Source organism: Nonomuraea sp. NPDC051191, assembly GCF_044455665.1.
In the GTDB taxonomy this organism is placed as follows: Bacteria; Actinomycetota; Actinomycetes; order Streptosporangiales; family Streptosporangiaceae; genus Nonomuraea.
Genome location: NZ_JBITEZ010000007.1, coordinates 216254 through 240036, shown reverse-complemented (window position 1 = coordinate 240036; position 23783 = coordinate 216254). Strand labels below are relative to the sequence as shown.

19 protein-coding genes are annotated in these 23783 nt (G+C 70.7%); 11 read left to right on the top strand and 8 right to left on the bottom strand.

Translation table 11 applies throughout. The annotated features are described in order from the left end of the window. Window positions 1-17: 17 nt before the first annotated feature. The 4 genes from ACIA8R_RS21970 to ACIA8R_RS21955 all read right to left on the bottom strand — a co-directional run bounded on the left by ACIA8R_RS21970 (window position 18) and on the right by ACIA8R_RS21955 (window position 5260). A complete protein-coding gene (locus ACIA8R_RS21970; protein WP_364089083.1) occupies window positions 18-1307 on the bottom strand; it encodes a homoserine dehydrogenase in 1290 nt (429 codons plus the stop codon). Continuing rightward, window positions 1304-2644, bottom strand: a complete 1341-nt coding sequence (gene lysA / locus ACIA8R_RS21965; protein WP_357695416.1) for a diaminopimelate decarboxylase — start codon at window positions 2642-2644, stop codon at window positions 1304-1306. Before lysA ends, ACIA8R_RS21970 begins: the two co-directional genes overlap by 4 nt. A 163-nt stretch (window positions 2645-2807) precedes the next feature. Further along, window positions 2808-3431, bottom strand: a complete 624-nt coding sequence (locus ACIA8R_RS21960) for an anticodon-binding protein (RefSeq protein ID WP_364089086.1) — start codon at window positions 3429-3431, stop codon at window positions 2808-2810. A 17-nt stretch (window positions 3432-3448) separates the two neighbouring features. Beyond that, entirely contained in the window at window positions 3449-5260 is a 1812-nt protein-coding gene (locus tag ACIA8R_RS21955; RefSeq protein ID WP_397040052.1) for a hypothetical protein, read from the bottom strand. A 116-nt stretch (window positions 5261-5376) separates the two neighbouring features. On the opposite strand from ACIA8R_RS21955, the gene ACIA8R_RS21950 reads away from it, so the two are divergent. Further along, entirely contained in the window at window positions 5377-6999 is a 1623-nt protein-coding gene (locus tag ACIA8R_RS21950) for an asparagine synthetase B family protein (protein WP_397040050.1), read from the top strand. Between the two features lie 264 nt (window positions 7000-7263). Beyond that, window positions 7264-8970, top strand: a complete 1707-nt coding sequence (gene treS, locus ACIA8R_RS21945) for a maltose alpha-D-glucosyltransferase (RefSeq protein ID WP_357695043.1) — start codon at window positions 7264-7266, stop codon at window positions 8968-8970. On the opposite strand, the gene ACIA8R_RS21940 is transcribed toward treS, so the two are convergent. The 3 genes from ACIA8R_RS21940 to ACIA8R_RS21930 form a co-directional block, all read right to left on the bottom strand. Further along, a complete protein-coding gene (locus ACIA8R_RS21940; RefSeq protein ID WP_364089096.1) occupies window positions 8957-11227 on the bottom strand; it encodes an FtsX-like permease family protein in 2271 nt (756 codons plus the stop codon). The genes treS and ACIA8R_RS21940 overlap by 14 nt on opposite strands. Before the next feature lie 73 nt (window positions 11228-11300). Continuing rightward, window positions 11301-12029: an ABC transporter ATP-binding protein gene (locus ACIA8R_RS21935; protein WP_357695039.1), complete on the bottom strand. Its 729-nt coding sequence runs from the start codon at window positions 12027-12029 to the stop codon at window positions 11301-11303. Beyond that, window positions 12026-12532, bottom strand: coding sequence for a PadR family transcriptional regulator (locus tag ACIA8R_RS21930; RefSeq protein ID WP_357695037.1), 507 nt, complete (start codon window positions 12530-12532; stop codon window positions 12026-12028). Before ACIA8R_RS21930 ends, ACIA8R_RS21935 begins: the two co-directional genes overlap by 4 nt. A 130-nt stretch (window positions 12533-12662) precedes the next feature. On the opposite strand from ACIA8R_RS21930, the gene ACIA8R_RS21925 reads away from it, so the two are divergent. The 9 genes from ACIA8R_RS21925 (at window position 12663) to ACIA8R_RS21885 (ending at window position 22642) form a co-directional block, all read left to right on the top strand. Continuing rightward, the gene (locus ACIA8R_RS21925) at window positions 12663-13910 is read left to right on the top strand and encodes an ABC transporter substrate-binding protein (protein ID WP_357695035.1); all 1248 of its coding nucleotides are present in this window, start codon (window positions 12663-12665) and stop codon (window positions 13908-13910) included. Window positions 13911-13919: 9 nt separating this feature from the next. Beyond that, window positions 13920-15248, top strand: coding sequence for an ABC transporter substrate-binding protein (locus ACIA8R_RS21920; RefSeq protein WP_397040046.1), 1329 nt, complete (start codon window positions 13920-13922; stop codon window positions 15246-15248). Window positions 15249-15260: 12 nt separating this feature from the next. Next, window positions 15261-16637 carry an ABC transporter permease subunit gene (locus tag ACIA8R_RS21915; protein ID WP_364089103.1) on the top strand — a complete coding sequence of 459 codons (1377 nt, stop codon included), beginning with the start codon at window positions 15261-15263 and terminating at the stop codon, window positions 16635-16637. Continuing rightward, window positions 16634-17533, top strand: a complete 900-nt coding sequence (locus ACIA8R_RS21910; RefSeq protein ID WP_357695029.1) for a carbohydrate ABC transporter permease — start codon at window positions 16634-16636, stop codon at window positions 17531-17533. The genes ACIA8R_RS21915 and ACIA8R_RS21910 overlap by 4 nt, the downstream gene beginning before the upstream one ends. An 82-nt stretch (window positions 17534-17615) precedes the next feature. Continuing rightward, on the top strand, window positions 17616-18989 hold the full coding sequence (locus ACIA8R_RS21905; RefSeq protein WP_397040044.1) for a M1 family metallopeptidase: 1374 nt from the start codon (window positions 17616-17618) through the stop codon (window positions 18987-18989). 69 nt (window positions 18990-19058) lie between these two features. Further along, window positions 19059-19736 carry a uracil-DNA glycosylase gene (locus tag ACIA8R_RS21900; protein WP_364089109.1) on the top strand — a complete coding sequence of 226 codons (678 nt, stop codon included), beginning with the start codon at window positions 19059-19061 and terminating at the stop codon, window positions 19734-19736. A 10-nt stretch (window positions 19737-19746) separates the two neighbouring features. Then, window positions 19747-20076 (top strand): hypothetical protein, encoded by a 330-nt coding sequence (locus ACIA8R_RS21895; protein WP_397040042.1) that lies wholly within the window; start codon window positions 19747-19749, stop codon window positions 20074-20076. 109 nt (window positions 20077-20185) lie between these two features. After that, the gene (locus ACIA8R_RS21890; RefSeq protein WP_352320345.1) at window positions 20186-20476 is read left to right on the top strand and encodes an MTH1187 family thiamine-binding protein; all 291 of its coding nucleotides are present in this window, start codon (window positions 20186-20188) and stop codon (window positions 20474-20476) included. Window positions 20477-21040: 564 nt separating this feature from the next. Then, window positions 21041-22642, top strand: coding sequence for an FAD-dependent monooxygenase (locus ACIA8R_RS21885; protein ID WP_364089113.1), 1602 nt, complete (start codon window positions 21041-21043; stop codon window positions 22640-22642). A 57-nt stretch (window positions 22643-22699) separates the two neighbouring features. On the opposite strand, the gene ACIA8R_RS21880 is transcribed toward ACIA8R_RS21885, so the two are convergent. Continuing rightward, window positions 22700-23665 carry a hypothetical protein gene (locus tag ACIA8R_RS21880; protein WP_397040040.1) on the bottom strand — a complete coding sequence of 322 codons (966 nt, stop codon included), beginning with the start codon at window positions 23663-23665 and terminating at the stop codon, window positions 22700-22702. Window positions 23666-23783 lie beyond the last annotated feature (118 nt).

The window sequence follows — 23783 nt, the reverse complement described above, 5'->3', positions numbered from 1 at the left end:
CTGGGCGGGGGCAGGCGTCAGTCGTCGCCCTCCACGCGCATCACACTGGCGACCGCCCGGACGATGTCGAGCCCGCGCAGCCCCTCCATGGTCGCCGTGAGGGCGGCGTCGGTGGCGCGGTGGGTGACGATGACGAGCTGGGCGTCGTCGCCGTGGCCCTCCTGGCGGACGGTCTGGATCGACACGTCGTGCTGGGCGAACAGGTCGGCCACCCGGGCCAGCACGCCCGGCTTGTCGGCCACGTCGAGCGCCACGTGGCAGCGCGTGACCGTGTCGCCCATCGGATGGACGGCCAGGTCGGCGTAGGTGGACTCCTCGGGCCCGTGGGTGCCGGCCAGGCGGTTGCGGCCGACGGCCACGAGGTCGCCGAGCACGGCCGAGGCCGTGGGCGCGCCACCGGCGCCCTTGCCGTAGAACATGAGCTGCCCGGCCGACTCGGCCTCCACGAACACCGCGTTGTACGCCTCGCGCACCCCCGCGAGCGGATGGGTGCGCGGGATCATCGCCGGGTGCACCCGCACGCCGAACGAACGGCCGTCGTCGGAGCGCTGGCAGATGGCCAGCAGCTTGATGACGTAGCCCATGGCCTTGGCGGAGGCGACGTCGGTGGCGGTGATCTCGGTGATGCCCTCGCGGTGCACCTTGTCGGCGGTGACCCGGCTGTGGAAGGCCAGACCGGCCAGGATGGCGGCCTTGGCGGCGGCGTCGAAGCCCTCGACGTCGGCCGTCGGGTCGGCCTCGGCGTAGCCGAGCGTCTGGGCCTCCTCCAGGGCGTCGGTGAAGGACGCGCCCGTGCTGTCCATCTTGTCGAGGATGTAGTTGGTGGTGCCGTTGACGATGCCGAGCACGCGCTTGACGTGGTCGCCGGCCAGCGACTCGCGCAGCGGGCGCAGCAGCGGGATGGCGCCGGCGACGCTGGCCTCGAAGTAGAGGTCGCCCTTGCCACGCCGGGCCGCCTCGTGCAGGGCCGAGCCGTCCTCCGCCAGCAGGGCCTTGTTGGCCGTGACGACCGACTTACCGCGTTCGAGGGCGGCCACGATGAGCGTGCGGGCCGGTTCGATGCCGCCGATCACCTCGACGACGATGTCGATGTCGTCGCGGGTGACCAGGGACTCGGCGTCGGTGGTCAGCAGCGCCGGGTCGACCTCGATGTCGCGCTTGCGCCCGAGCCTGCGCACGGCCACGCCGGCCAGCTCAAGCGGGGCGCCGATGCGCGCGGCCAGGTCGTCGGCCTGCTCGTGCAGGAGCCTGATGACCTGCGAGCCGACGACGCCGCAGCCCAGCAGAGCCACTTTCAGCGGTTTCACAGCTGCCCCCTCAACAGGTCGTCCTCGGTCTCGCCCGCCACGATCACCCGGGCCGCGCCGTCGGCGACGGCGACCACGGCGGGCCTGGGCAGGTAGTTGTAGTTGCTGGCCAGCGAGCGGCAGTAGGCGCCGGTCGCGGCCACGGCGACCAGGTCGCCGGGCGCCAGGTCGGCGGGCAGGTGGCAGTCGCGCACGATGATGTCGCCGCTCTCGCAGTGCTTGCCGACCAGGCGGCTGAGCATGGGCTCGGCGTCGCTGGCCCGGCTGACGAGGGTGGCGGTGTACTCGGCGCCGTAGAGGGCGGTGCGCACGTTGTCGCTCATGCCGCCGTCGACGCTGACGTACGTGCGCAGCCCCTCGACGTCCTTGACCGTGCCGACCTCGTAGAGGGTGATGCCGCCCGGGCCCACGATGGTGCGGCCCGGCTCGACGGTCAGGCGCGGCACCGGCAGGCCGGCGTCGACGCAGACCTTGGTGACGATCTCGCGCAGGCCGTCGGCCAGCTCCTTGATGTCGGGGGCCTCGTCGCCCTCGACGTAGGCGATGCCGTAGCCGCCGCCGAGGTCGAGCTCGGGCAGGACGACGTCGTGCTCGTCCTTGATCTGGACGAGCAGCGAGGCCAGCCGCCGCGCGGCCACCTCGAACCCGGCGGTGTCGACGATCTGCGACCCGATGTGGGAGTGGAGGCCGACCAGGTCGAGCTGCGGCAGCGCGAGGATGCGGCGCACGGCCTCGGCGGCGGCGCCGGTGTTGAGCGACAGGCCGAACTTCTGGTCGTCGTGGGCCGTGGCGATGAACTCGTGGGTGTGGGCCTCGACCCCGGTGGTCACCCGGATCATCACCTTGGGCCGCTTGCCGAGCTGTTCGGCGAGGTAGCCGAGGCGGGCGATCTCCTCGTAGGAGTCGACCACGATGTGCCCGACGCCGCACTCCAGGGCGCGGGTCAGCTCGGCCTTGGACTTGTTGTTGCCGTGGAGGGTGATGCGCTCGGGCGGGAAGCCGACGCTGAGCGCCACCGCCAGCTCGCCGCCGCTGGCGACGTCGAGCCCGAGGCCCTCCTCGGCCAGCCAGCGCACGATCTCCTTGCACAGGAACGCCTTGCCCGCGTAGTGGACCTCCGAGCCCTGGAAGGCCGTGGCGTAGTCGCGCATACGTGAGCGCACGTCGGCCTCGTCGAGCACGTAGAGCGGCGTGCCGTGCTCGCGGGCGAGGTCGCGCACGTCGACGCCGCCGACCGTGAGCGTGCCGTCGGTCCGGGCCGACGTTCGGGGCCAGATCGCGGGGTCGATCCGGTTGAGGTCGGCGGGCGCCATCGGGGGGCGCTCGTGGGGCAGCATCTCGGCGTGCCGGTCCCCGGCTGGATGGACGAAGCTCACCCGATCGAGGCTATCGGAATCGCCGCCCCTTCTTGGACCGCTGCCCACGTATCGAGACGCGATCAAGGTCCACAAGGGATATTTTTACGATTTTTCGCGGTTTGGCCGGATATTTTACGAGCCGTCACAATCTTTCCGGTCCCACCAGCACCTCCCGTACGGCCTCCGCCAGCCGCAGCCGCGCCGTGTGCACCGGCCGGACCGGCTCGTCCCCCACCGGGACGGCGGGCGCGTGCTCATGGGCGTCGTGGTAGGCCAGCGCCAGCCGGACCAGGAAGTTGTCCCAGGCGGGGGCGCGGCTGACGGCCCGTCCCGGCAGCTCGGCCAGCACCCGCAGCACCCCGCGGTCGTAGGGGCCGTCGAGCAGCTCGGGCCGGAACCCGGTGAGCGGCACCCCCAGCTCGCCCGCCCACCGCCGTACCGCGCAGGCGCGGGCGTGGCCGTACCGGACGACGAAGCCGGGGTTGTCCCACGTGCGCGGGAAGTCGGGCCAGCCGGGGTCGGGCAGGTCCGGCACGGCCTGCGGCGACTCGACCAGCCGTCCCGGCACGTCCACGACGATGCGCAGGAAGCCGTTCGGCCGCGCCTCGGCCCCGGCCACCCCTTCCACGGCCCGCACCCGCGCGGCCAGGTCGGACGGGGGGATCCGGCGGCGGAGCGCGGCGGCCGACACGTAGACGGCCTCCCGCTCCCACGTGCCCTCGGGCACCGGCGGCTCCCCCAGCACCTCGGCCAGCAGGTCGATCATGGGCCCCAGCGTAGGCGTCAGATCAGCGCGTGCGGCTCGGCCGAGCCATACTCGACCAGGTGGGCCGCGCCGAGCAGCCAGCGGTCCTCGTCGCGCACCCGTACGTAGCCGAACCGGTCGGCGGAGAAGACCTTGACGCCGTCGGTGCGGCACTGGCGCATCATGACCTCGTCCCAGCCCTCGGTGAGGTCGGCGAAGCCCACCTCGCGCAGGGCGTTCCTGCGCGCGAGCAGGGTGGACCCGGCGATCTCGGGGAGGTAGGCGTACTCGGCCTCGGGCTGCTTGAGCAGGGTCGCCTGGGGCTTGCGCAGGTGGGCGTAGAAGGCGGCCTTGCCGACGATGTCGGCCGTGCTGAACAGGAAGGCCCGGCGCAGGTCCGTCAGGTAGTGCGGGCCGTAGACGTCGCGCGGGTCCATGACCGCGACGAGGTCGGCCTCGCACAGGTCGAGGCCCTTGGCCAGCATCGCGCCCTCGGACATGGCCGGGTGGGGCCGCCGGTACAGGACCTCGGCGTCGGTCAGCACGTCGCGGGCGCGCAGCTCGGCCTCGGGCGGGCCGATGACGATCACCTGGGCCACGCCCGACTGCCTGGCCACCTGGGCCAGCGCGTGCTCCATGAGCGACGGGTCGAGGATGGGCAGCAGCACGGAGGTGTCGAGGGTGGCGCGGGCGCTCGGCAGGCCGACGGCCTCCAGCAGCTCGTCCACGCGTTCGGTCATCGTCCCCATGTTGTAGGCCCGGCGCAGCGCCACGTGCGCCCGGCGCGAGTCGGGCTCGGTGCCGATCGGCGTGCCGCAGGCGGCGATCTCGGCCAGCCGCCACTGCGGCGTGCCGGGCGGGCACTCGGCCGCGGCGGGCCAGCGGTAGGAGGTGAGCACGTCGGGATAGGCCAGGTGCGGCGGCAGGAGCTGGTCGAGCGTGAGCACCCGGTCGACCCGTCCGCCGGCCAGCGGCAGCGGGTTGTGCACCCGCGGCTGCACGCCGAAGTGCAGGCGCGGCCACGGGACGGTGGTGTCGCCGGTGAAGCGGTGCTCGAACAGCTCGGCCGCGGCGGCGTAGTCCGCCACGTCGCCCTGGGTGTGCCAGAAGACGGTGCGGATGCCGCGCTCGGCGCACCAGGCCAGCAGGGCCCTGAGCCCATCGCCCGGCTCGCCGGTCAGCTCCTCCAGCCACGGCCCCTGCGTGACGGACTCCACCACGAGCAGGTGGGGCACCTCCAGCGGCAGCACGCGGGCGAAGTCGCGCGGCGTGAACCCGGTCGTCTGGCGCCACTCGTAGCGCAGCAGCGCCTCGACGTGCGGGTCGGCGATCACGGCGGCGGTCAGGTGCGGGCGGGTGTTGGGCCCGGTGGGGATCCGGTACGGCTTGAGCTTGAACGAGGCCCCGCCCAGCGTCCTGGTCGTGCTGGTGGCCTGGAACGACGCCCCCGGACGCGCCTCCTTGGCCCCCTGGACGGCCACCGGCCGGCGCTTGGGCGCGCTGGGCCGCTTGACCGGCTTCGCCGCGCCCCTGAGCCCCTTGGCCAGGCGCATCGGGTTGTTCCTGCCGCTCTTGATGGCGTCGCCCAGCCGGTTCCAGCGGGCGACCTTGATCGAGGACAGCTTCCAGTTGGCCACCTCGGCCTGGAACCGCTGCTCGGCCAGCTCCCTGCGCAGCTTGTCGGCCGCGGCCCGCTCGGTCTCCAGCCGCTCCTCGGCCTCGTCGAGCCGCTCGGCCAGCTTCCTGACCTCCTCGGCGTTCTCCTCGGCGGCCGCCAGCCTGGACTGCGCGGCGTCCAGCAGCCTGGCCAGTTCGGCCGCGCGCTCGGCCTGCGCGACAGCTTCCCGCAACGCCCGACGCGTGCTTTCCAGCTCGGTAGACAACCGGACCTCCGCTCTCTCAGCCCGGCAAAGGATACTCTTTTGCAGGAAGCGTCTCGAAGGGATGAGATCCGGTGCAGTTCAACGTGCGACCCTACGTATGCGGCGCTCTCGGCCGGATCGACACCTCCATACTGGGCAAACTCACCGCCGCGGGCCCCAAAGTGCGGCCCGCGCTCCAGACGGACGAGGCCGCGCTGTTCAGCTCCGCGCCGCTGCCGCCCTACCACCGGGCGGGCGGCGCGTTCGCGTTCTCGTGGGGCGAGCGCAGGCCCGCCGCAGCCGAGGACTGGATGACGGTCGCGGAGACGTACGAGACGCCCGGCCTGATCGGCGACGACGCGCGGGTGACGCTGCACGCGGGCGCGCTCGGCCTGGTCGACGTCTACTACGTGCGCCAGGGCGACGCCGTCTACTTCTCCTCGCTGATCCAGCCGCTGCTCAGCCTGGCGCCCGTCGAGATCGACTGGGCCGCGTGGGCCTCGATCATCCAGGTGACGTTCCCGCTGGGCGAGGCGACCCCGTACCGGGAGGTCAGGCGGCTGCCGGGGTCGAGCGCGCTGGTGTTCGAGCACGGCCGCCTGGCCACCGAGCGCCGGCTGCCGCGCTGGCTGCGCACCGAGCCGTACGAGGCGTGGACGAGCCCCGAGGAGATCGTCGAGCTGCTGCACCACGTCTACGAGGACTACGACGGGCGCAGGCTGCTCGTGCCGGTCAGCGGCGGCTACGACTCGCGGCTGCTGGCGAGCGTGGCCATGGCCCGCGGCGCCGACGTCGAGTCGTGGACCACCAGCCCCGACGACGGCACCGACACCGACATCGCCTTCGCCCAGGCGATCACCCGCGAGCTGGGCATCCCGCACCGGATCGTCACCCAGGACGCGGCCGCCTACCCCGGCGACGCCGCCGAGGTGGCCCGCAGGCTGGAGTACCTGACGCCGCACCACGCCTGGTACGCGCCCTTCGCCAAGGAGGTGCACGGCTCGGGCCGCGTCCTGGTGGACGGCCTGGCCGGCGGCCCGCTGCTGAAGAACTTCATGGTCAGCGGCGCCGCCCTGGAGGCCAGGACGCAGGCCGAACGGTCGGCGGCGCTGCTGGGCTCGTTGTCGCTGGGCGCGCCCGCGCAGCCGTTCCTGTCCAAGGCCGCCGCGCAGTGGATGGAGGAGACCGTGCGCGACCAGTTCGCGGCGGCCACCTCGATGCTCCACGGCCATCGGGCCGAGCTGCCGCTGTCGGTGCTGCACACCAGGACCGTGCGCGGCATCGCGCGGTCGGCGGTCAACCTGGTGGGCCCGGAGGCGTCGTTCGCGGCGCCGTTCATCCATCCCGCCTTCTTCGACGCCGCGCTCAGCGTCGGCGTCGCGCGCAAGGACAAGGGCCGCTTCTACCGCGAGGTGCTGCACGCGGCCAATCCGAGGGTGGCCGCGCTGCCCTCGACGAACGTGGTCAAGCAGCCGCTCCGGCGGGTGCCGCTGCGCTCCACGGCCGCCCCGGCGCGGGCCTACTCCCACGCCATGCTCGAAGTCGTGGCCGGGCGCGTGCCCGGCCTGCTCTCCGACGAGCTGCACGAGGTGATCGCCGGCGGACCCGACGCACTGACCCGGTTCAACGGCTGGAACGACCGGTTCTGGGTGCGCGGCCTGGTGCTTTTCGGACTCTGGCTGAACGACTTCGAGAACGACCTCACGGACGTCACGGCACCTTTTTAGTGAACTCTGGGTAACAGGGCGATTACATACGGATCTCGCGGGTATTACACGTCGCACAGCAGAAGCGGGTTCCGGAAAGCCACCGGGCTGGTAGTGTTCGGCCCGTAAGCGCCGCAACAAACGGGCACCAGATCACAAATCCGGTCTCGTTCGAGGGCATGGAGTTCGCAGGGATGACGACTCCACGCGGCGCGGTCACCAGCTAAGAACGCCGGGGTAACCGGTGACTTCGTCCTGCCCACATCTCTTCCTGTGAGCGACATCATGATCAACGCATCCCCATCACCGGAGTCGATCTCTGAGGCTTTCGTCTCGGAAGATCCGCGATGGTACAAGCGGGCGGTGTTCTACGAGGTTCTCGTCCGGGGGTTCAAGGACTCCAACGGTGACGGCACGGGGGACCTGCGCGGTCTCATCGAGAAGCTCGGGTACCTGGAATGGCTCGGCGTCGACTGCCTCTGGCTGTTGCCGCTGTACGAGTCCCCGCTGCGCGATGGCGGTTATGACATTTCGGACTACATGAAGATCCTTCCGGATTTTGGCGATCTGGGAGACTTTGTCCAGTTGATCGAGGCCGCGCACGAGCGAGGTCTTCGGATCATCACCGACCTGGTCATGAACCACACCAGCGACAGACACCCGTGGTTCCAGGCCTCCCGGCACGACCCGGAGGGCCCCTACGGGGACTTCTACGTCTGGTCGGACGAGCCCACGGGCTATCCGGACGCGCCCATCATCTTCATCGGCGCCGAGGAGTCCAACTGGACGTACGACCCGGTGCGCAAGCAGTACTACTGGCACCGTTTCTTCCACCACCAGCCGGACCTGAACTATGACAACCCGGCGGTGCAGGAGGCCATGCTGGAGGTGCTGCGGTTCTGGCTCGACCTGGGCATCGACGGCTTCCGCCTCGACGCGGTGCCGTACCTGTTCGAGCGTGAGGGCACGGCGTGCTCCGGGCTGCCCGAGACGCACGCGTACCTGAAGAAGATCCGCGCGGAGGTCGACCGGCTCTACCCCGACCGGGTGCTGCTGGCCGAGGCCAACGGCTGGCCCGAGGACGTCGTGGAGTACTTCGGCGACCCCACCGTCGGCGGCGACGAGTGCCACATGGCCTTCCACTTCCCGCTGATGCCGCGCATCTACATGGCGGTGAAGAAGGAGACCCGCGAGCCGATCTCCGAGATCATGTCCCGCACGCCCAAGCTGCCCGACACGGCCCAGTGGGGCATCTTCCTGCGCAACCACGACGAGCTCACGCTCGAGACGGTGACCGAGGAAGAGCGCGACTACATGCACAAGGAGTACGCCAAGGACCCGCGCATGCGGGCCTACCTCGGCATCCGGCGGCGGCTGGCGCCCCTGCTGGACAACAACCGGGACCTGATCGAGCTGTTCACGGCGCTGCTGCTGTCGCTGCCGGGCTCGCCGGTCATGTACTACGGCGACGAGATCGGCATGGGCGACAACATCTGGCTGGAGGACCGCGACTCGGTCCGCACGCCGATGCAGTGGAGCCCCGACCGCAACGCCGGGTTCTCCCAGGCCGACCCGGGCCGCCTCTACCTGCCGGCCGTCATGGACCCGATCTACGGTTTCCAGGCGGTCAACGTGGAGGCCCAGCAGCGCCACGAGGGCTCCCTGCTGCACTTCACCCGGCGCATGCTGGAGATCCGCAAGAACCACCCGGTGTTCGGCCTCGGCGCCTACACCGAAATGTGGTCCTCCAACCCGTGCGTGCTCACGTACGTGCGCGAGGACCGCGACGACGTGATGCTCTGCGTCAACAACCTGTCGAAGTTCCCGCAGCCCGTCGAGCTGGACCTGCGCAGGTTCGAGGGCATGGTGCCGGTCGAGGCCCGCGGCGGGGTGCGCTTCCCGCGCATCGGCGAGCTGCCCTACCTGCTGACCCTGCCGGGCCACGGGTTCTACTGGTTCGCGCTGAAGCCCGAGGAGATCAGCGCGAAGTGACGGGCACCTGGGCACGGGCCGCGCGGCGGGCGGGAATGATCGCCACCGCGAGGGCCGTGCCCACGGCCGTCACCACGGCCACCGCCAGCGTCACCGGCGAGGGCGCGCGGCCGATGCCCGCGCCCACGCCGCTCGTGTGACCCTGCAGGTCGATCAGCCCCACCACCACCGACGCCCCCACCGCCGTGCCGGCGCCGACGCCGAGCACGACCAGCAGGCCCGTGCCGGTCACCAGCGTGGCCATGACCTGACGTGGCGTCAGCCCCATGGCCTTGAGGACGGCCAGGTCGAAGGCGTGGTCGCGCAGCCCGATCGCGCTCGCCGTGAGCAGGTTCGCCAGCCCGATCAGGGCCAGCACGGCGATCAGCGCCACGATCACCACTCTGATGATCGACAGCCGGTCGGCCGGGTTGACCGCGGCCTGCACGTCGAGGCCCTCCGCCGACTCGGCCAGCAGCCGGGCCCGCACCTCCGCCTTGTCCGCGCCCGGCCGCAGGGCCAGCGCGTAGTACTGGGGCGGCACGGAGTCCTTGGCGGCCAGGCTGTCCAGGCCCACCGAGAGCACCTCGCCGTCCAGGTCGGGCTCGACGGTACGGCCCACGATCCGGACGATCAGCGGCGAGCCGCCCACGGTCAGGCGCACCCGGTCGCCGATCCTGACCCCCAGGAGGTCGAGCAGGCCCTGCCCGGCGACCGCCTCACCGGGCTCGGTGTAGCTCCGGCCCTCCACGACGGGGAACGGGTAGGGATCGGTGGAACTGCCGACCGCCCGTACCCTGACCGAACGGGCCTCGCCCGGGGCCAGGGCGTTCACGTCGGTGCCCGGGTAGACCGAGCGCACGTCGCGGTCGCGTTCGGCGATGCGCTGGGCCTCGGCCGACTCCATCAGCTTGCCGGGGCGGACGTACAGGCTGGCGTGCTGGCCGACCTGCTCGGGGTGGCTGAGGAAGTTGTCCATGGTGGACCAGACGCCGAGGCCGATCGTGATCATCATCATCGGCACGGCCAGGCCGAACGCCGTCAGGAACGCCGGAACGCGCCTGGTGAAGGCGTCGCGGGTGCCCAGGATCAGGGCGGGCGGGAGGCGCACGAGCAGGCCGAGCCGGGCCAGCCGGGACAGGTGGCCGCGCGGCGGCGAGGCCGGCACGGCGGGGATCGGCGGCGTGCGCGCGCCCCGCCAGGCGGGCACCCCCACCGCCCCCAGCACCACCAGCGTCGTGCCCGCCACGATGGCCAGCACCGGCACCGGCGCGGCCGAGTACGTGCCGAGCACCACCGCCGTCGCCCCCCAGCCGGCCAGCGCGCCGAGCGCGACGCCGAGCAGGCCGAGCGCGCCGTGCTCGACCAGGAGCAGCAGGGCGACCTGGCCGCCGGTGAAGCCCATCGACTTGAGCGTGGCCAGGTCGCGGAGCTGGCCGAGCACCCGGCCGCCGGCCGCGTTGGCCAGCGCGAGCGCCGCCGCGACCATGCCGACCACGCCGAACAGCGCGAGCAGGGTGCCGAGCAGCCGGTTGTCCAGCTCCATCGCGGCCCTGACCTCGCGCCAGGTGTAGACGCGCTGGAGCTTGTCCTCCAGCATCACCACGACGCGCTGGGCCACGACCTGGCTGGCGTCGGGGTCGGCCAGGCGCAGCCCGGTCACCCATTCGCTGCGGCCCAGCATGGGCTCGACGCGGTCGAGCGTGGCGGGCAGCACCCAGGCCAGCCCCGGGGTCCATTCGGGGTAGAAGCCCTGGTCGGCGGAGTCGGCGATGCCGCGTACGTAGAGGGTGTGGCGCTCGCCGTTGAGCGCGATGACCGTGAACGGCGAGCCGATCGCCAGGCCCAGAGACCTGGCGTAGGAGTGCTCGACGACCACGCCGTCGGGCTGCGTGCCGTCGAGCCACCTGCCCTCGGCCAGCACGGGATGGGCCACCGCGGGCGGCGCGGCGGGCATCGCGCGCAGCGACGCGGGCTCCTTCTTGCCCTCCTGCGCCACGGTCACGGGGGCCGAGCGGTAGGGACCGGTGGTGCCGGTGACGCCGTCGATGTCGCCCAGGGCGACGTTCGGGTCGTCGTCGGTGTAGACCCAGACGTGGGCGCCGTCGGTCTGGGCCGACAGGCTGCGCCACGGGTTGGTGCCGTCCTCCAGGAGGGTCGCCGCGGTGATCAGGGCGGCCACGATCCCGGCCACCACCAGCACGGTGAGCACCGCCTGGCCCTTCCTGGCCCGCAGGTCGGCCTTGATCCAGCGGCTTCCGGCCAGAGCGGCGCTCACTGGTCGCTCACTCCGCGGAGCCCCTCCCCGGTCGGGCCTCCGGTCCGCTCGCCGCGTCGGGTTCGCTTCGCGCTCATCGGAGGTCGATCACCTCGCCGGCGGTGCGGGTGCGGCGGCGGGCGATGCGGCCGTCGTCGACGATGGCGCCGTCGAACAGCGACACCAGCCGGTCGGCCAGGCCGGCCACCCGGGCGTCGTGGGTGACCATGACGATCGTCTGCCCCTCTTTGTGCACGTCGCTGAGCAGGCGCAGCACGTCGCGCGTGTTGCGGCTGTCGAGGTTGCCGGTCGGCTCGTCGGCCAGCAGCAGGCTGGGCTTGTTGGCCAGGGCCCTGGCCAGCGCGACGCGCTGCTGCTCGCCGCCGGAGAGCTGGGCGGGCGAGGCTCCGGCGCGGTCGGCGAGGTTGAGCGCGCCGAGCAGGCTCTCGCGCCGCTCGCGCGCCACCTTGGGCGAGGCTCCGGCCAGCAGCGCGGGCAGCTCGACGTTGTCGCCGACGGTCATGTTGGCGACCAGGTTGAAGAACTGGAAGACGAAGCCGACCTTCTTGCGCCGCAGCAGCGCCCAGGCGCTCTCGGAGAGGGTGTCGACCCGCTGCCCGTCGAGCCAGATCTCGCCGCTGGTGCGCGCGTCGAGGCCGCCGAGCATGTGCACGAGCGTGGACTTGCCGGAGCCGGACGGCCCCATGATCGCGACGAACTCGCCCGGCTCGACCTGGAGGTCCACCCCGCGCACGGCCGGCACCGGGACCGCGCCGTCTTGGTAGATTTTAACCAGATTGACCGTTTTTAGGACCGAGCTCATGCCAGATCCTCCTGGCATCGCTCCAGCCAGTCAAGATCGGCCTGCAGGTGCAGCATGGCCCCTTCGATCAGCAGCAGCGCCACCCGGTCGGTGGGCGCCGTACGGGAGAGCAGCTCATTGAGGTCGCCCATGAGCGACAGGTAGTGGCGGCGCTGGCGGTTGATCAGCGCCATCCGGTCGGCGATGCCGGTGAGCGGCGCGAGCACGAGCTTCATGAAGAACTCGTCGCGCACCCGGGGACCTTCGGTGGGCTCGTCGACCCAGATGGTGAGCAGGTCGCGGCCCTTGGCGGTCAGGTAGTAGACCTTCTTGTTCGGCCGGTTGGACTGTTCGACGTCGACGGCCCTGACGAGCCCGTCCTTCTCCAGCCGGCCGAGCGTCACGTATATCTGCCCGATGTTCGGGGAGGGGTAGGCGCTGCCGAACGTCTGTTCAAGGGCCTGTTTGAGCTCGTAGCCGTGGGCCGGTTCCTTGGCCAGGAGCGCCAGCAGGTGAAGCCGCACGCCTCACCTCCCCGCTTTGTGTTACGTGAGCGTTACGTAGGTATCCGTTGACCATCAGATTACAGGTGTGCATAACATGAATGCATCTACCTAACACGTATGTAACCCCGCTGAATGTGGAGGAAACAGAGTGCTGCGCCCGCTTTCGTTCGTTCTGGTCGTCCTGCTGGCGGCCGGATGCGCGGCGGCGGGTGACGAGGGCGGCGGCGAGACGGGAATGGGCGGCACAGGCCCGATCACCTTCGCCACCGGACGCGACACCACGGCGTACCTGCAACCCTTGCTGGACCGCTGGAACCAGGCCCACCCGGCCGAGAAGGTGACGCTGCTGGAGCTGCCCGAGGCCGCCGACGAGCAACGCGCCCAGATGGTGGCCAACCTCCAGGCCCAGAGCAACCGCTACGACGTGCTGGGGCTCGACGTGGTGTGGACCGCCGAGTTCGCGGAGAACGGCTGGATCATCCCCCTGGAGCGCGGGTTGTTCCCGCTCGACAGGTTCCTGCCGCCCGTCGTGGACACGGCCGTCTACAAAGGCAAGCTCTGGGCCGTCCCGTACACCAGCAACGCGGGACTGCTCTACTACCGGACCGATCTCGTCAAGAAGCCGCCGCAGACCTGGGCGGAACTTCGCGACGAAGCACGAAAAATAACGAAAAAGCGTGACATCGGAGGCTATGCGGCCCAACTCCTGGCCTACGAAGGCTTGACGGTGAACTTCTCCGAGGCAGTGCAGTCGGCGGGCGGGCAGATTCTCAACCACGACGGCACGGAAGTGACCCTCGATCCGGCCAAGGGGAAGATCGCGCTCGACTTCCTGATGCAAGGGCTGCGGGAGGGCTGGATCACCGGCGACTCCCTGACCTTCAAGGAGGAGGAGACCCGGCTGGCCTTCCAGGACGGGAAGCTGGCCTTCGCCCGCAACTGGCCGCACGCCTACGGCCCGGCCAGGGCCAAACTGGGTGACCGTTTCGCGGTGACCCGGCTGCCCGGCCTGAACGGTCAGGGATCCAGCTCCCTCGGCGGGATCAACCTGGCCGTCAGCGCCTACTCCAAGCACCAGCAGACCGCACAGCAGTTCATCCGCTACTTCACCAGCCTGGAGAACGAACGCCGCGTCCTCACCGAGGGCTCCTTCCCGCCCGTGTGGACCGAGCTGTACGACGACCCGGCCCTGATCAAGCGGTTCCCGTACCTGCCCGTGCTCAAGGAGAGCATCCTCGCCGCCAAACCACGGCCGGTGAGCGCCAACTACAACCAGGTGAGCCTGGTGATCGCCAGCTCGGTCGCCAAGGCCCTGGCCGCTCCCTCGAAAGAGTCCGCCGACGACGTCGCGGTCTCCATGAAGTCAGAACTCGAAGAGATCATCAGAACCCAGTGAGGCAAAGCCATGCGTAAAGCCAGAGCAGCAGTAGTCCTGGCAGGGCTCGCGGTCGCCGTCGCCGCCTGCGGCAACGCCCCGACGACGACCACCCCCACCGCCTCGGAGTCCGCGCCGGCCGGCAACGCCGGCGGCGGCAAGACCCTCGAAGGCGTCAAGCTGGAGGTGGCGGCCAAGTGGACCGGCGCCGAGCAGAAGAACTTCGAGCAGGTGCTCAAGGCCTTCTCCGACAAGACCGGCGCCACGGTCACCTACGCCTCCACGGGTGAGGACACCGGCGCCTACCTCGGCCCGCGCATCCAGGGCAAGAACCCGCCGGACGTCGCGATCCTGCCGCAGCCGGGTCTGGTGCAGCAGTACGCCAAGCAGGACGCGCTCAAGCCGCTGTCCGCCGAGGTCACCCAGGAGATCGACACCAACTACACGCCGTACTGGAAGGAGCTGGGCTCCGCCGACGGCAAGGTGTACGGCGTGCTGATCAAGGCGGCGCACAAGTCGCTGGTCTGGTACCGCTCCGACGCCTTCGAGGAGGCCGGCGTCCAGGTGCCGACGACCTGGGACGAGCTGATCAAGGCCGGCCAGACCATCGCCGACTCCGGCACCCCGCCCTTCTCCCTCTGCGGCGCCTCGGGCTGGACGCTGACCGACCTGTTCGAGAACGTCTACCTGTCCAGCGCCGGCCCGGAGAACTACGACAAGCTCTCCAAGCACGAGATCCCGTGGACCGACCCCAGCGTCGCCACCGCCCTGGAGAAGATCGCGCAGATCGCGGGCAAGAAGGAGTTCGTGCTCGACGGCGCCTCCGGCGCGCTGCAGACCGACTTCCCGACCTGCGTGACCAAGGTGTACGGCAACAAGAAGGCCGCCATGGTCATCGAGGCCGACTTCGTCGCCACCCAGGCCACCCAGGACGGCGCCAAGGTCGGCGAGGGCGCCAAGTACTTCCCGTTCCCGAAGGCCGGCGACACCGCTCCGGTCGTGCTCGGCGGCGACGTGGCCGTGGTCATGAAGGAATCCCCCGGCGCGATGGCCCTGGTGCAGTTCCTGGCCTCCAAGGAGGGCGGCGAGATCTGGGCCAAGCTCCCCGGCTACCTGTCGCCCAACAAGAACGTCTCCCCCGACAACTACCCCGACGAGCTGACCAAGCAGCTCGGCCAGACGATCGTCTCCGCCGGTGACGCCGTCCGCTACGACATGTCGGACCTGGCCCCGAGCGCCTTCGGCGGCACCGACGGCAAGGGCGAGTGGAAGGTGCTGCAGGACTTCCTGCGCGACCCCAGCGACGTCAAGGGCGCCCAGGCGGCGCTCGAGGCCGAGGCCAAGAAGGCCTGGAAGTAAAGAGGTAAGGCCGTGACCGAACGGTTGGACGGCCCGGCGGCCCCGCCCGCGAAGACCGCGGGCGGGCCCTCCGCAGGACCGGCTGAAACCCCCCGTACGAGACGACGCCTCGGCCCATCGCCGGCGGTCGCCATCGCCTTCCTCCTGCCGGCGGCCCTGCTGCTCGGCGTCTGGGTGGTCTACCCCATCGTCTACTCCATCTTCCGCAGCCTGTTCGACGCCTCGGGCAGCGGGTTCGTGGGGCTGGGCAACTACACCACGATCTTCAGCGACAACGGCATGCTCGTCACGATCCGCAACAACCTCATCTGGGTGGTCGTGGCCCCGATCGTGGTCACCACGATCGGCCTGATCTTCGCGGTGCTGACCGAGCGCATTCGGTGGGCGACGGCCTTCAAGCTGATCGTGTTCATGCCGATGGCCGTCTCGCTGATGGCCGCCGGCGTGATCTTCCGCCTCGTCTACGAGGAGGACCCCGACAAGGGCCTGGCCAACGCGGTGCTCACCACCGTGCACGACACGTTCTCCTCCTCGCAGGGCTACCCCGAGGCACGGGCACGCGGCGGCGACCAGTCTCCCGTGACCGAGCAGAACGGCGCGGTCGTCACCAAGCAGCCCGTCCAGGCGGGCACGCCGGTGCTGATCCCGATCGTCGGCGTCAAGCCGCAGATCATGCCGTCCAACGCCCAGCCCGCCCACGCCCCCACCGGCGGCTCGGCGGTGTCGGGGACGGTGTGGTTCGACTTCACGCAGGGCGGCGGCGGCCAGAGCGGCGCCGTGGACCCGACCGAGAAGGGGCTGCCCGGCGTGACCGTCGAGGCGGTCAAGGACGGCCAGGTCGCGGCCACCGCCACGACCGCCGACGACGGCAGCTTCAGCTTCGCCGGCCTGCCGGCCGGCTCCTACGTCGTACGGCTGCCGCAGTCGAACTTCCAGGCCAGCTACGGCGGCCTGACCTGGCTCGGCCAGACGCTCATCACGCCGGCCATCATCGGCGCGTTCGTCTGGGTGTGGGCCGGGTTCGCGATGGTGCTGATCGCCGCCGGGCTCGCCGCCATCCCGCGGGACGCCCTGGAGGCCGCCCGCATCGACGGCGCGACCGAGTGGCAGGTGTTCCGGCGGATCACCGTGCCGCTGCTGTCGCCGGTGCTGCTCGTCGTCTTCGTGACGATGATCATCAATACGCTCAAGGTCTTCGACCTGGTCTACATCATCGCGCCGGCCTCGGTTCAGCCGCAGTCGAACGTGGTCGCGCTGGAGATGTGGCGCGTGTCGTTCGGCGGCGGGAACAACCAGGGGCTCGGCAGCGCACTCGCGGTGTTCCTGCTCATCCTGGTTCTGCCCTTCATGATCATGAACATCCGCCGGTTCAGAAGGGAAGACACATGACGACCGCGAGCGTGAGCGCACCTCACGGACTGGAGTCGGGCGCGCCGCGCAGAGGCGTGGCGAGCAGGATCGTGGACCGCCTCGGCGGCGGCGCCGTCCAGGTGGTCATGATCGTGCTCGGCCTGTTCTGGCTGGTGCCGACGCTGGGCCTGCTGGTCGTCTCCCTGCGCACGGTGAAGGTGAACAACGCCGAGGGCTGGTGGACGATCTTCACCAAGCCCGCCGAGCTGACCATCGCCAACTACAAGAACCTGCTGGCCAGCGGCTTCACCTCGTCGTTCTGGAACACGGTGCTCATCACCGTGCCGACCACGATCCTGGTGATCGGCATCGCGGCCATGGCGGCGTACGCGTTCGCGTGGATGGAGTTCCGCGGGCGGGACACGGCGTTCCTGGTCGTGGTGGGGCTGCTGATCGTGCCCATCCAGATCGCGCTGATCCCCGTCGCGGCCTTCTACGGCGGCGTCGGGATCTTCGGCACGATCCCCGGCGTGGTGCTGTTCCACACGGCGTTCGGCCTGCCGTTCGCCATCTTCCTGCTGCGCAACTTCTTCGTCGGCATCCCGTCGTCGCTGCTGGAGGCGGCCAGGATGGACGGCGCACCCGAATGGAAGATCTTCGCCCAGGTCGTGTTCCCGCTGGGCAAGCCGGCCATCGCCTCGCTGGGGATCTTCCAGTTCCTGTGGGTGTGGAACGACATGCTCATCGCGCTCGTGTTCGCCAACACCGACAACCAGCCGATGACCAAAGCCCTGCAGTCTCAGATGCGGCAGTTCGGATCGAACGTCGACATCCTCTCCTCCGGGGCGTTCCTGTCGCTGATCATCCCGCTGGTGCTGTTCTTCGCCTTCCAGCGGTACTTCGTCCAGGGCATGATGGCCGGTTCCGTCAAGTAGGCCGTCCCCCGCGGGCGCCCGCCTCCCTAGGGGGGCAGGCGGGCGCCCGTAACACCTGCTCGCGGACCTCCGATGATTGTTCATGAAGCGTCTTCTCGCCCTCGCCGCAGCAGCCTTCATCTCCCTCCCCCTCGCCCCCGCCGCCGCGCTCGGCGGCACCCCCGGTGCTCCCGGGGCGGGTGATCCGTACTTCCCCGGTCAGGGGAACGGCGGCTACGACGCCGGCCACTACGACCTCGCCCTGGACTACGACCCGTCCTCGAACGTCCTGACCGGCGTGGCCACCGTCGCCGCCCGTGCCACCCAGGCGCTGAGCCGCTTCGACCTCGACCTGTCCGGCTCGCTGTCCGTACGCTCGGTCACTGTGGACGGCAGGCCCGCCGCCGTCACGCGCGCCGGCGACGAGCTGGTCGTCACCCCCGCCGCCACGCTGGCCTCCGGGCAGAACTTCTCCGTCGTCGTCCGGTACGACGGCAGGCCCACCCACGTCCTCGACCCCGACGGCTCCAGGGACGGCTGGATCAGGACCAGCGACGGCGTCTTCAACGCCAACGAGCCGCAGGGCGCGATGACCTGGTACCCCGGCAACCACCACCTGTCGGACAAGGCGACGTACCGGTTCACCGTGACCGTGCCCAGCACGAGGGTCGCGGTGGCCAACGGCGACCTGGTGGCCAGAACGTCGGCCGGCGGCCGGACCACGTACGTGTGGGACGCCCGCGAGCCCATGGCGAGCTACCTGACCACGGTGTCGATCGGCAAGTTCCAGCTCACCGACGCCAGGATCGGCGGCTACCGCGTGATCACCGCCGTGGACCCCAAGCTCGCCGCCAAGGCGACGGACTTCGCCGCCCGCCACGCGCCCGTCCTCGACTACTTCAGCTCGCTCTTCGGCCCGTACCCGTTCTCCTCCACCGGCGGGATCGTCGACCACGAGCCGAACGTCGGCTACGCCCTGGAGACCCAGACCCGGCCCATCTACCCCGTGGCGCCCAGCGAGTCGCTGCTCGCCCACGAGCTGGCCCACCAGTGGTTCGGCGACTCGGTGACGCCCACCTTATGGCGTGACATCTGGCTGAACGAGGGCTTCGCGACGTACGCGGAATGGCTCTGGCTGGAGAAGACCGGCAGCCGTACCGTGCAGACGTCCTTCGACGGCGTCTACGCCAGGCCCGCCGGCGACGAGTTCTGGCAGACGCCGACCGCCGACCCCGGCGGCGCCGCCGCGCTCTTCCACGACCCCGTCTACGACCGCGGCGCGGCGACCCTGCACGTCCTGCGCCGGACCGTCGGCGACAGCGCGTTCTTCACGATCCTGCGTACCTGGGCGAGCGAGCACAAGTACGGCAACGCCGACACCGCCGCCTTCGTCGCCCTGTCCGAACGCGTGTCCGGCAGGCGGCTCGACGCCCTCTTCGACGCCTGGCTCTTCCAGCCCGGAAAGCCGTCGTTGTGATCATTCCGGTACGGCCTGCGTGCCCGTTTGGGCGGCAAGCCGTACCAGACCTAGATAAGCTTCACGGCCATGGCCGGTCGTCCTTTGCATGAAGTCGTCGAAGCCGGATGGGCTCAGGCTCTTGAGCCCGTATCCGAGCAGATCTCCTTGATGGGTGAGTTCCTGCGCAACGAGATCACCGAGGGCAGGCAGTACCTGCCCGCGGGTCCCAACGTCCTGCGCGCGTTCAACCAGCCCTTCGACGACGTCAGGGTGCTGATCGTGGGCCAGGACCCCTACCCCACGCCCGGCCACCCCGTCGGGCTGTCGTTCTCGGTGGCGCCCGAGGTGCGGCCGATACCCGGGAGCCTGCTCAACATCTACAAGGAGATGGAGTCCGACCTCGGCCTCCCCCGCCCCGCCAACGGCGACCTGACCCCGTGGGCCGAGCAGGGCGTGCTGCTGCTCAACAGGGTTCTGACGGTCATGCCGGGCAAGCCCGCCTCCCACCGGGGCAAGGGGTGGGAGCAGGTCACCGAGCAGGCCATCCGCGCCCTCGTGGCCCGCGACAAGCCGATGGTCGCCATCCTGTGGGGCCGCGACGCCCGCAACCTCGCCCCGATGCTGGGCAGCGTGCCGCGCATCGAGTCGGCGCATCCGTCCCCGTTGTCGGCGCGCAGCGGCTTCTTCGGCTCACGGCCGTTCAGCCGCGCCAATGAGCTGCTCACCCAGCAAGGCGCCGCACCTGTCGAGTGGAAGCTGCCCTAGCATCGTCGCCATGAGTGATGAACCGAAGTACCTGCGCCTTACGGTCGAACTGACCGTGGAGGTGCTCGACGTGAACGCGCTGCAGGCGGCGGCGCTGGCCGAGATCAGGCACCCCGACGCCGACCTCAGCGACGAGGAGCGCTCCGAGCAGGCCGACCTCGTCAACTCCGACGAGACCGGAGCCTCGGCGCTCCAGTGGCTGATCGAGCCTGACCACGTGCTGCAGCTCGTGGAGCACATCACCGAGATCGAGCCGCGTGAGGCCGTTCTCGGGGTGGAGCCGTCCGAGGGGCCGAGCGAGGACGAGGACGAGGAAGACCACGACCACGACCACGTGTGACGTGTGACGTACGGCGATCAGCCACGACGCCCCACCCGCGTCGTGGCTCTTCGCCCCGGCTACGATCGGTTCGTCCGGGCTGTTTCCGTCTGCTGAGGGATCTGTCGCCATGATCGTGGCCTTCTCCATCACCCCGCTGGGCGTCGGCGAAGGGGTCGCCGAACCGGTCGCCCGCGCCGTCAAGGTGGTCCGCGAGAGCGGCCTGCCCAACCGCACGGACGCGATGTTCACCACCATCGAGGGCGAGTGGGACGAGGTCATGGACGTCGTCAGGCGCGCGGTCGACGCCGTCTCCGAAGTCGCCCCGCGAGTCAGCCTGGTCCTGAAAGCCGACCTCCGCCCGGGCGTGACGGACGGCATGACCACCAAACTCCAAAGCCTCGAACGCCACCTCCCCTGAGCATCTGACGGCTCCCATGAGCCACGAAGCAGGTCAGAGGGCTACTACAGCAATCGGGGCGTGAACCGGGCACACGAATAGGGCAGAGCCACGTCCCCTGGCACGAACGCCCCCCTCCGCCGCCATGCAGGCCGCATCGCCGTGTGGCACGCGCTGGGCGAGGCCGTCCAGCCGTGCATTACGCGCGCCTTTCAGGACGGTTCAGAAAGCCGTCTCCGCCGCTTGCGCGGATCTCACACCACTCAGCGGATCACAGACAGCACGTCGCGAGCCGAGGCCAGGAGACTCCTCCACGGGTAGTCGCAGCCTGAGCCGCGGGGCAGGCGGCCGCGCGCCGGCACGCGGCTCGGTTCCCCGTGCGGCGTTCTCGCGGCCAGAAGCTTGATGCCGACTACTCCTGCATGTGCAGGAAGGCGGTTCGGCTCGTGGCCGGCCCGGCGGCGCCGGTGGAGAGGTCCGACGAATGCGGGGATTCGCGATATGTCTTGACCGTCTCCGTAGACGCGACATATCGTGTTGCGTGATCGACAAACGCGATACTACTCGTGCCCGGAGGTGGAGGCAATGAGACAAGAGCGAGTGCCCGTGCTGGTGGTCGGCGGCGGGTACGCGGGCCTGAGCGCTGCCGCGTTGCTGGCGTGGCGCGAAGTGCCCGTCATGCTGGTCGAACGGCACCCGAGCACGTCGATCCAGCCCAAGGCGTTCGGCATGGGGCCGCGAGCGGTCGAGCTGCTGCGCCCGCTGCCGGGCATCGAGCAGACGTTCGCCGACATCTGGACCGGCATCGGCGACTCCATGCGCATCGCGATCGCCAAGACCCTCGCCGACCCCGAGCCCCACATGATCTTCGAGGAATCGGACGAGTCCAACGCCCTCGCCGGCCTCACCCCCGTGCCCCGCGTGGGCGCCCCCCAGTCGGAGGTCGAGCGGGTGCTCCGCGCCTACGCCGACGAGCTAGGAGCGGACCTGCGCTTCTCCACCGAGCTGATCTCCCTCGACCAGGACGACGACGGCGTCACCGCCGTGATCCGCGCCGCCGACGGGGTCGAGAGCGTCGTACGGGCCGACTACGTGGTGGCGGCCGACGGCCACCGGAGCCCGTTGCGCGAGCGACTGGCCGTGCCCACCTCCGGCAAGGGCGACCTCGTGCAGATGCGCTCGATCATGTTCGACGCCGACCTGACCGGCCTGGTGAACGAGCGCGAGGTCATCGTCTGGTACCTCCACAACGACGCGTTCACCGGCGTGATCGTGACCGGCACGGGCGTGGGCGCGCACGTGCTCGGCGTCAACCAGCCCCCGTCCGAGGAGGGCCGGGCCGACGACCTCACCGAGGAACGCTGCATCGAGCTCATCCGCGTCGGCACCGGCATCCCGGACCTGGACGTGCAGGTGCTCGACACGGCGACGTTCAGCCTGGCGCACGTCGTGGCCGACACCTTCCGCGCCGGACGCGTCTTCTTCGCCGGCGACGCCGCCCACACCATGCCGCCCACCGGCGGCCAGGGCGGCAGCACCGCCCTCCAGGACGGCTGCGACATCGCCTGGCGCCTCTGGCTGGTGCTCAGCGGGCAGGCCGGCCCCGGCTTCCTGGACACCTACGACGCCGAACGCCGCCCGATCGGCGCCCTGACCGCCGACGCCCAGCTCGCCAACCTCGGCGTACGGATGCCCGTGGACGAGCGCTCCGACTACCCCGAGCCCCTGGAGGACTTCCTGCAGGCGATGCTCGGCTACCGGTACCACTCCGCCGCCGTCCTGGAGGAGCCCGGCGACGACGGCTCGCTCCTGGAGGACCCGCGCAACCCCGACGGCCGCCCCGGCAGCCGCGCCCCGCACGTCGTGCTCGACTGGGAGGGGCAGCGCATCTCGACCATCGACCTGTTCGGCTCGGGCTTCGTGCTGCTGGCCGACAAGAGCGGCGGCCAGGTCTGGATGGACGCCGGCCGCCTGGTCAAGGAGCGTCTGGGCGTGCAGCTCACCCGCATCCTGGTGGACGATGAACTGGTGGACGTGGAAGGCCGCTGGCGGGAGCGGTACGGCGTGCGGGAAGGCGGCGCGGTGCTGGTACGGCCCGACGGGTACGTGGCCTGGCGAGCCCCTCGCCCGACCTCGGACCCCACGTCCACCCTCGACCAGGCCCTCACCCAGATCCTCCACCGCTAGACCGCCGCTGGACCACCTGCCTCTCCTGGGGGTCTGGCCGTCTCGCGGGGGCGGGGGTCAGGCGGCGAGAGCCGGGCGTGCGGCAGGGCCGAGGCTGGTCAGGTCGGCACTCCGGGTGGTGCAGAGCCAGTCGTTGAGCGAGCCGGTGAAGCCGGAAGGCGGCCCGACCTTGAGGCAGGTGAGCCGGCCCGAGCCGGGATCGGGACCGACCTTCAGACGGCGGACACCGCCCGCCCTGCCCGGCTCGCCGAGGTCCGCCTCGCACGGGGTCAGCCGGACGCCGAACGGCGGGCCGCCCCGGAAGGCGCCGGACGGCTGGATCCGCAGGAGGTCGTCGATCTCGTGGCAGGTGGCCAGCGGGTGCGCCTTCAGGTGGGCGAGCTGGTCGGTGACCAGGCGGTGGGCCACCGAACGCAGAAGGCCGGTCGCGCACAGGCTGTGGGCACAGGCGGCGCCGTCGAGCGTGATCTCCGGCAGCGCGAAGCGGCTCAGGCCGCGCGAGGTGACGCGCAGGCAGTCGCAGGCCGCGGTGTCGGACGGGTCCCACGGCGGGCAGGTGGCGTCGTCGTGGATCCGCACGTCCCAGGTGAGCCAGTCGTCGCCGAGGCGGAAGTCGCGCGGCTCGCCCGGACACCTCGGGCAGGCGGGCACGGCCGAGGCGGTCAGCGGGTCGATCAGCAGGCCGCCGCCCTGGAGAGCGAGGGCACGGGCGACGGCCCTGGCGGTCTGGACGTTGCCCGGCAGGCGGTGCGGCGGCGCCGTGGTGGACACCAGGACGTGCTGCCCGGCCCGGCGCAGGCGCCGGCGTTCGTCGCCCGCGAGGGCGAGCCCGGCCGGTCGCCAGGGAGTCGGTTCGAGGGAGACCGTCAGGCCCGGCGGGGTGTCGAGCGCGTCACGGGCCGCCTTCCGGTACGGCCCGGGGACCCGCCAGGGCACGAAGGTGCCGACGTCGAACGGCAGATGCTCCACGGCTACGACGAACAGGGAGGTCAGCGTGGCGGGGAGCGGCAGAACGATCTTCATGAGGTGCCTCGCCTTCGGAACGTGGTGAGGCACCCAGAATCCGGAACCCGACCGCCCCCGATGCCGCCGAACCCCGTTCTGGGGACAACTCCGCCGCCCCGCCCCCACCCTGTGGACG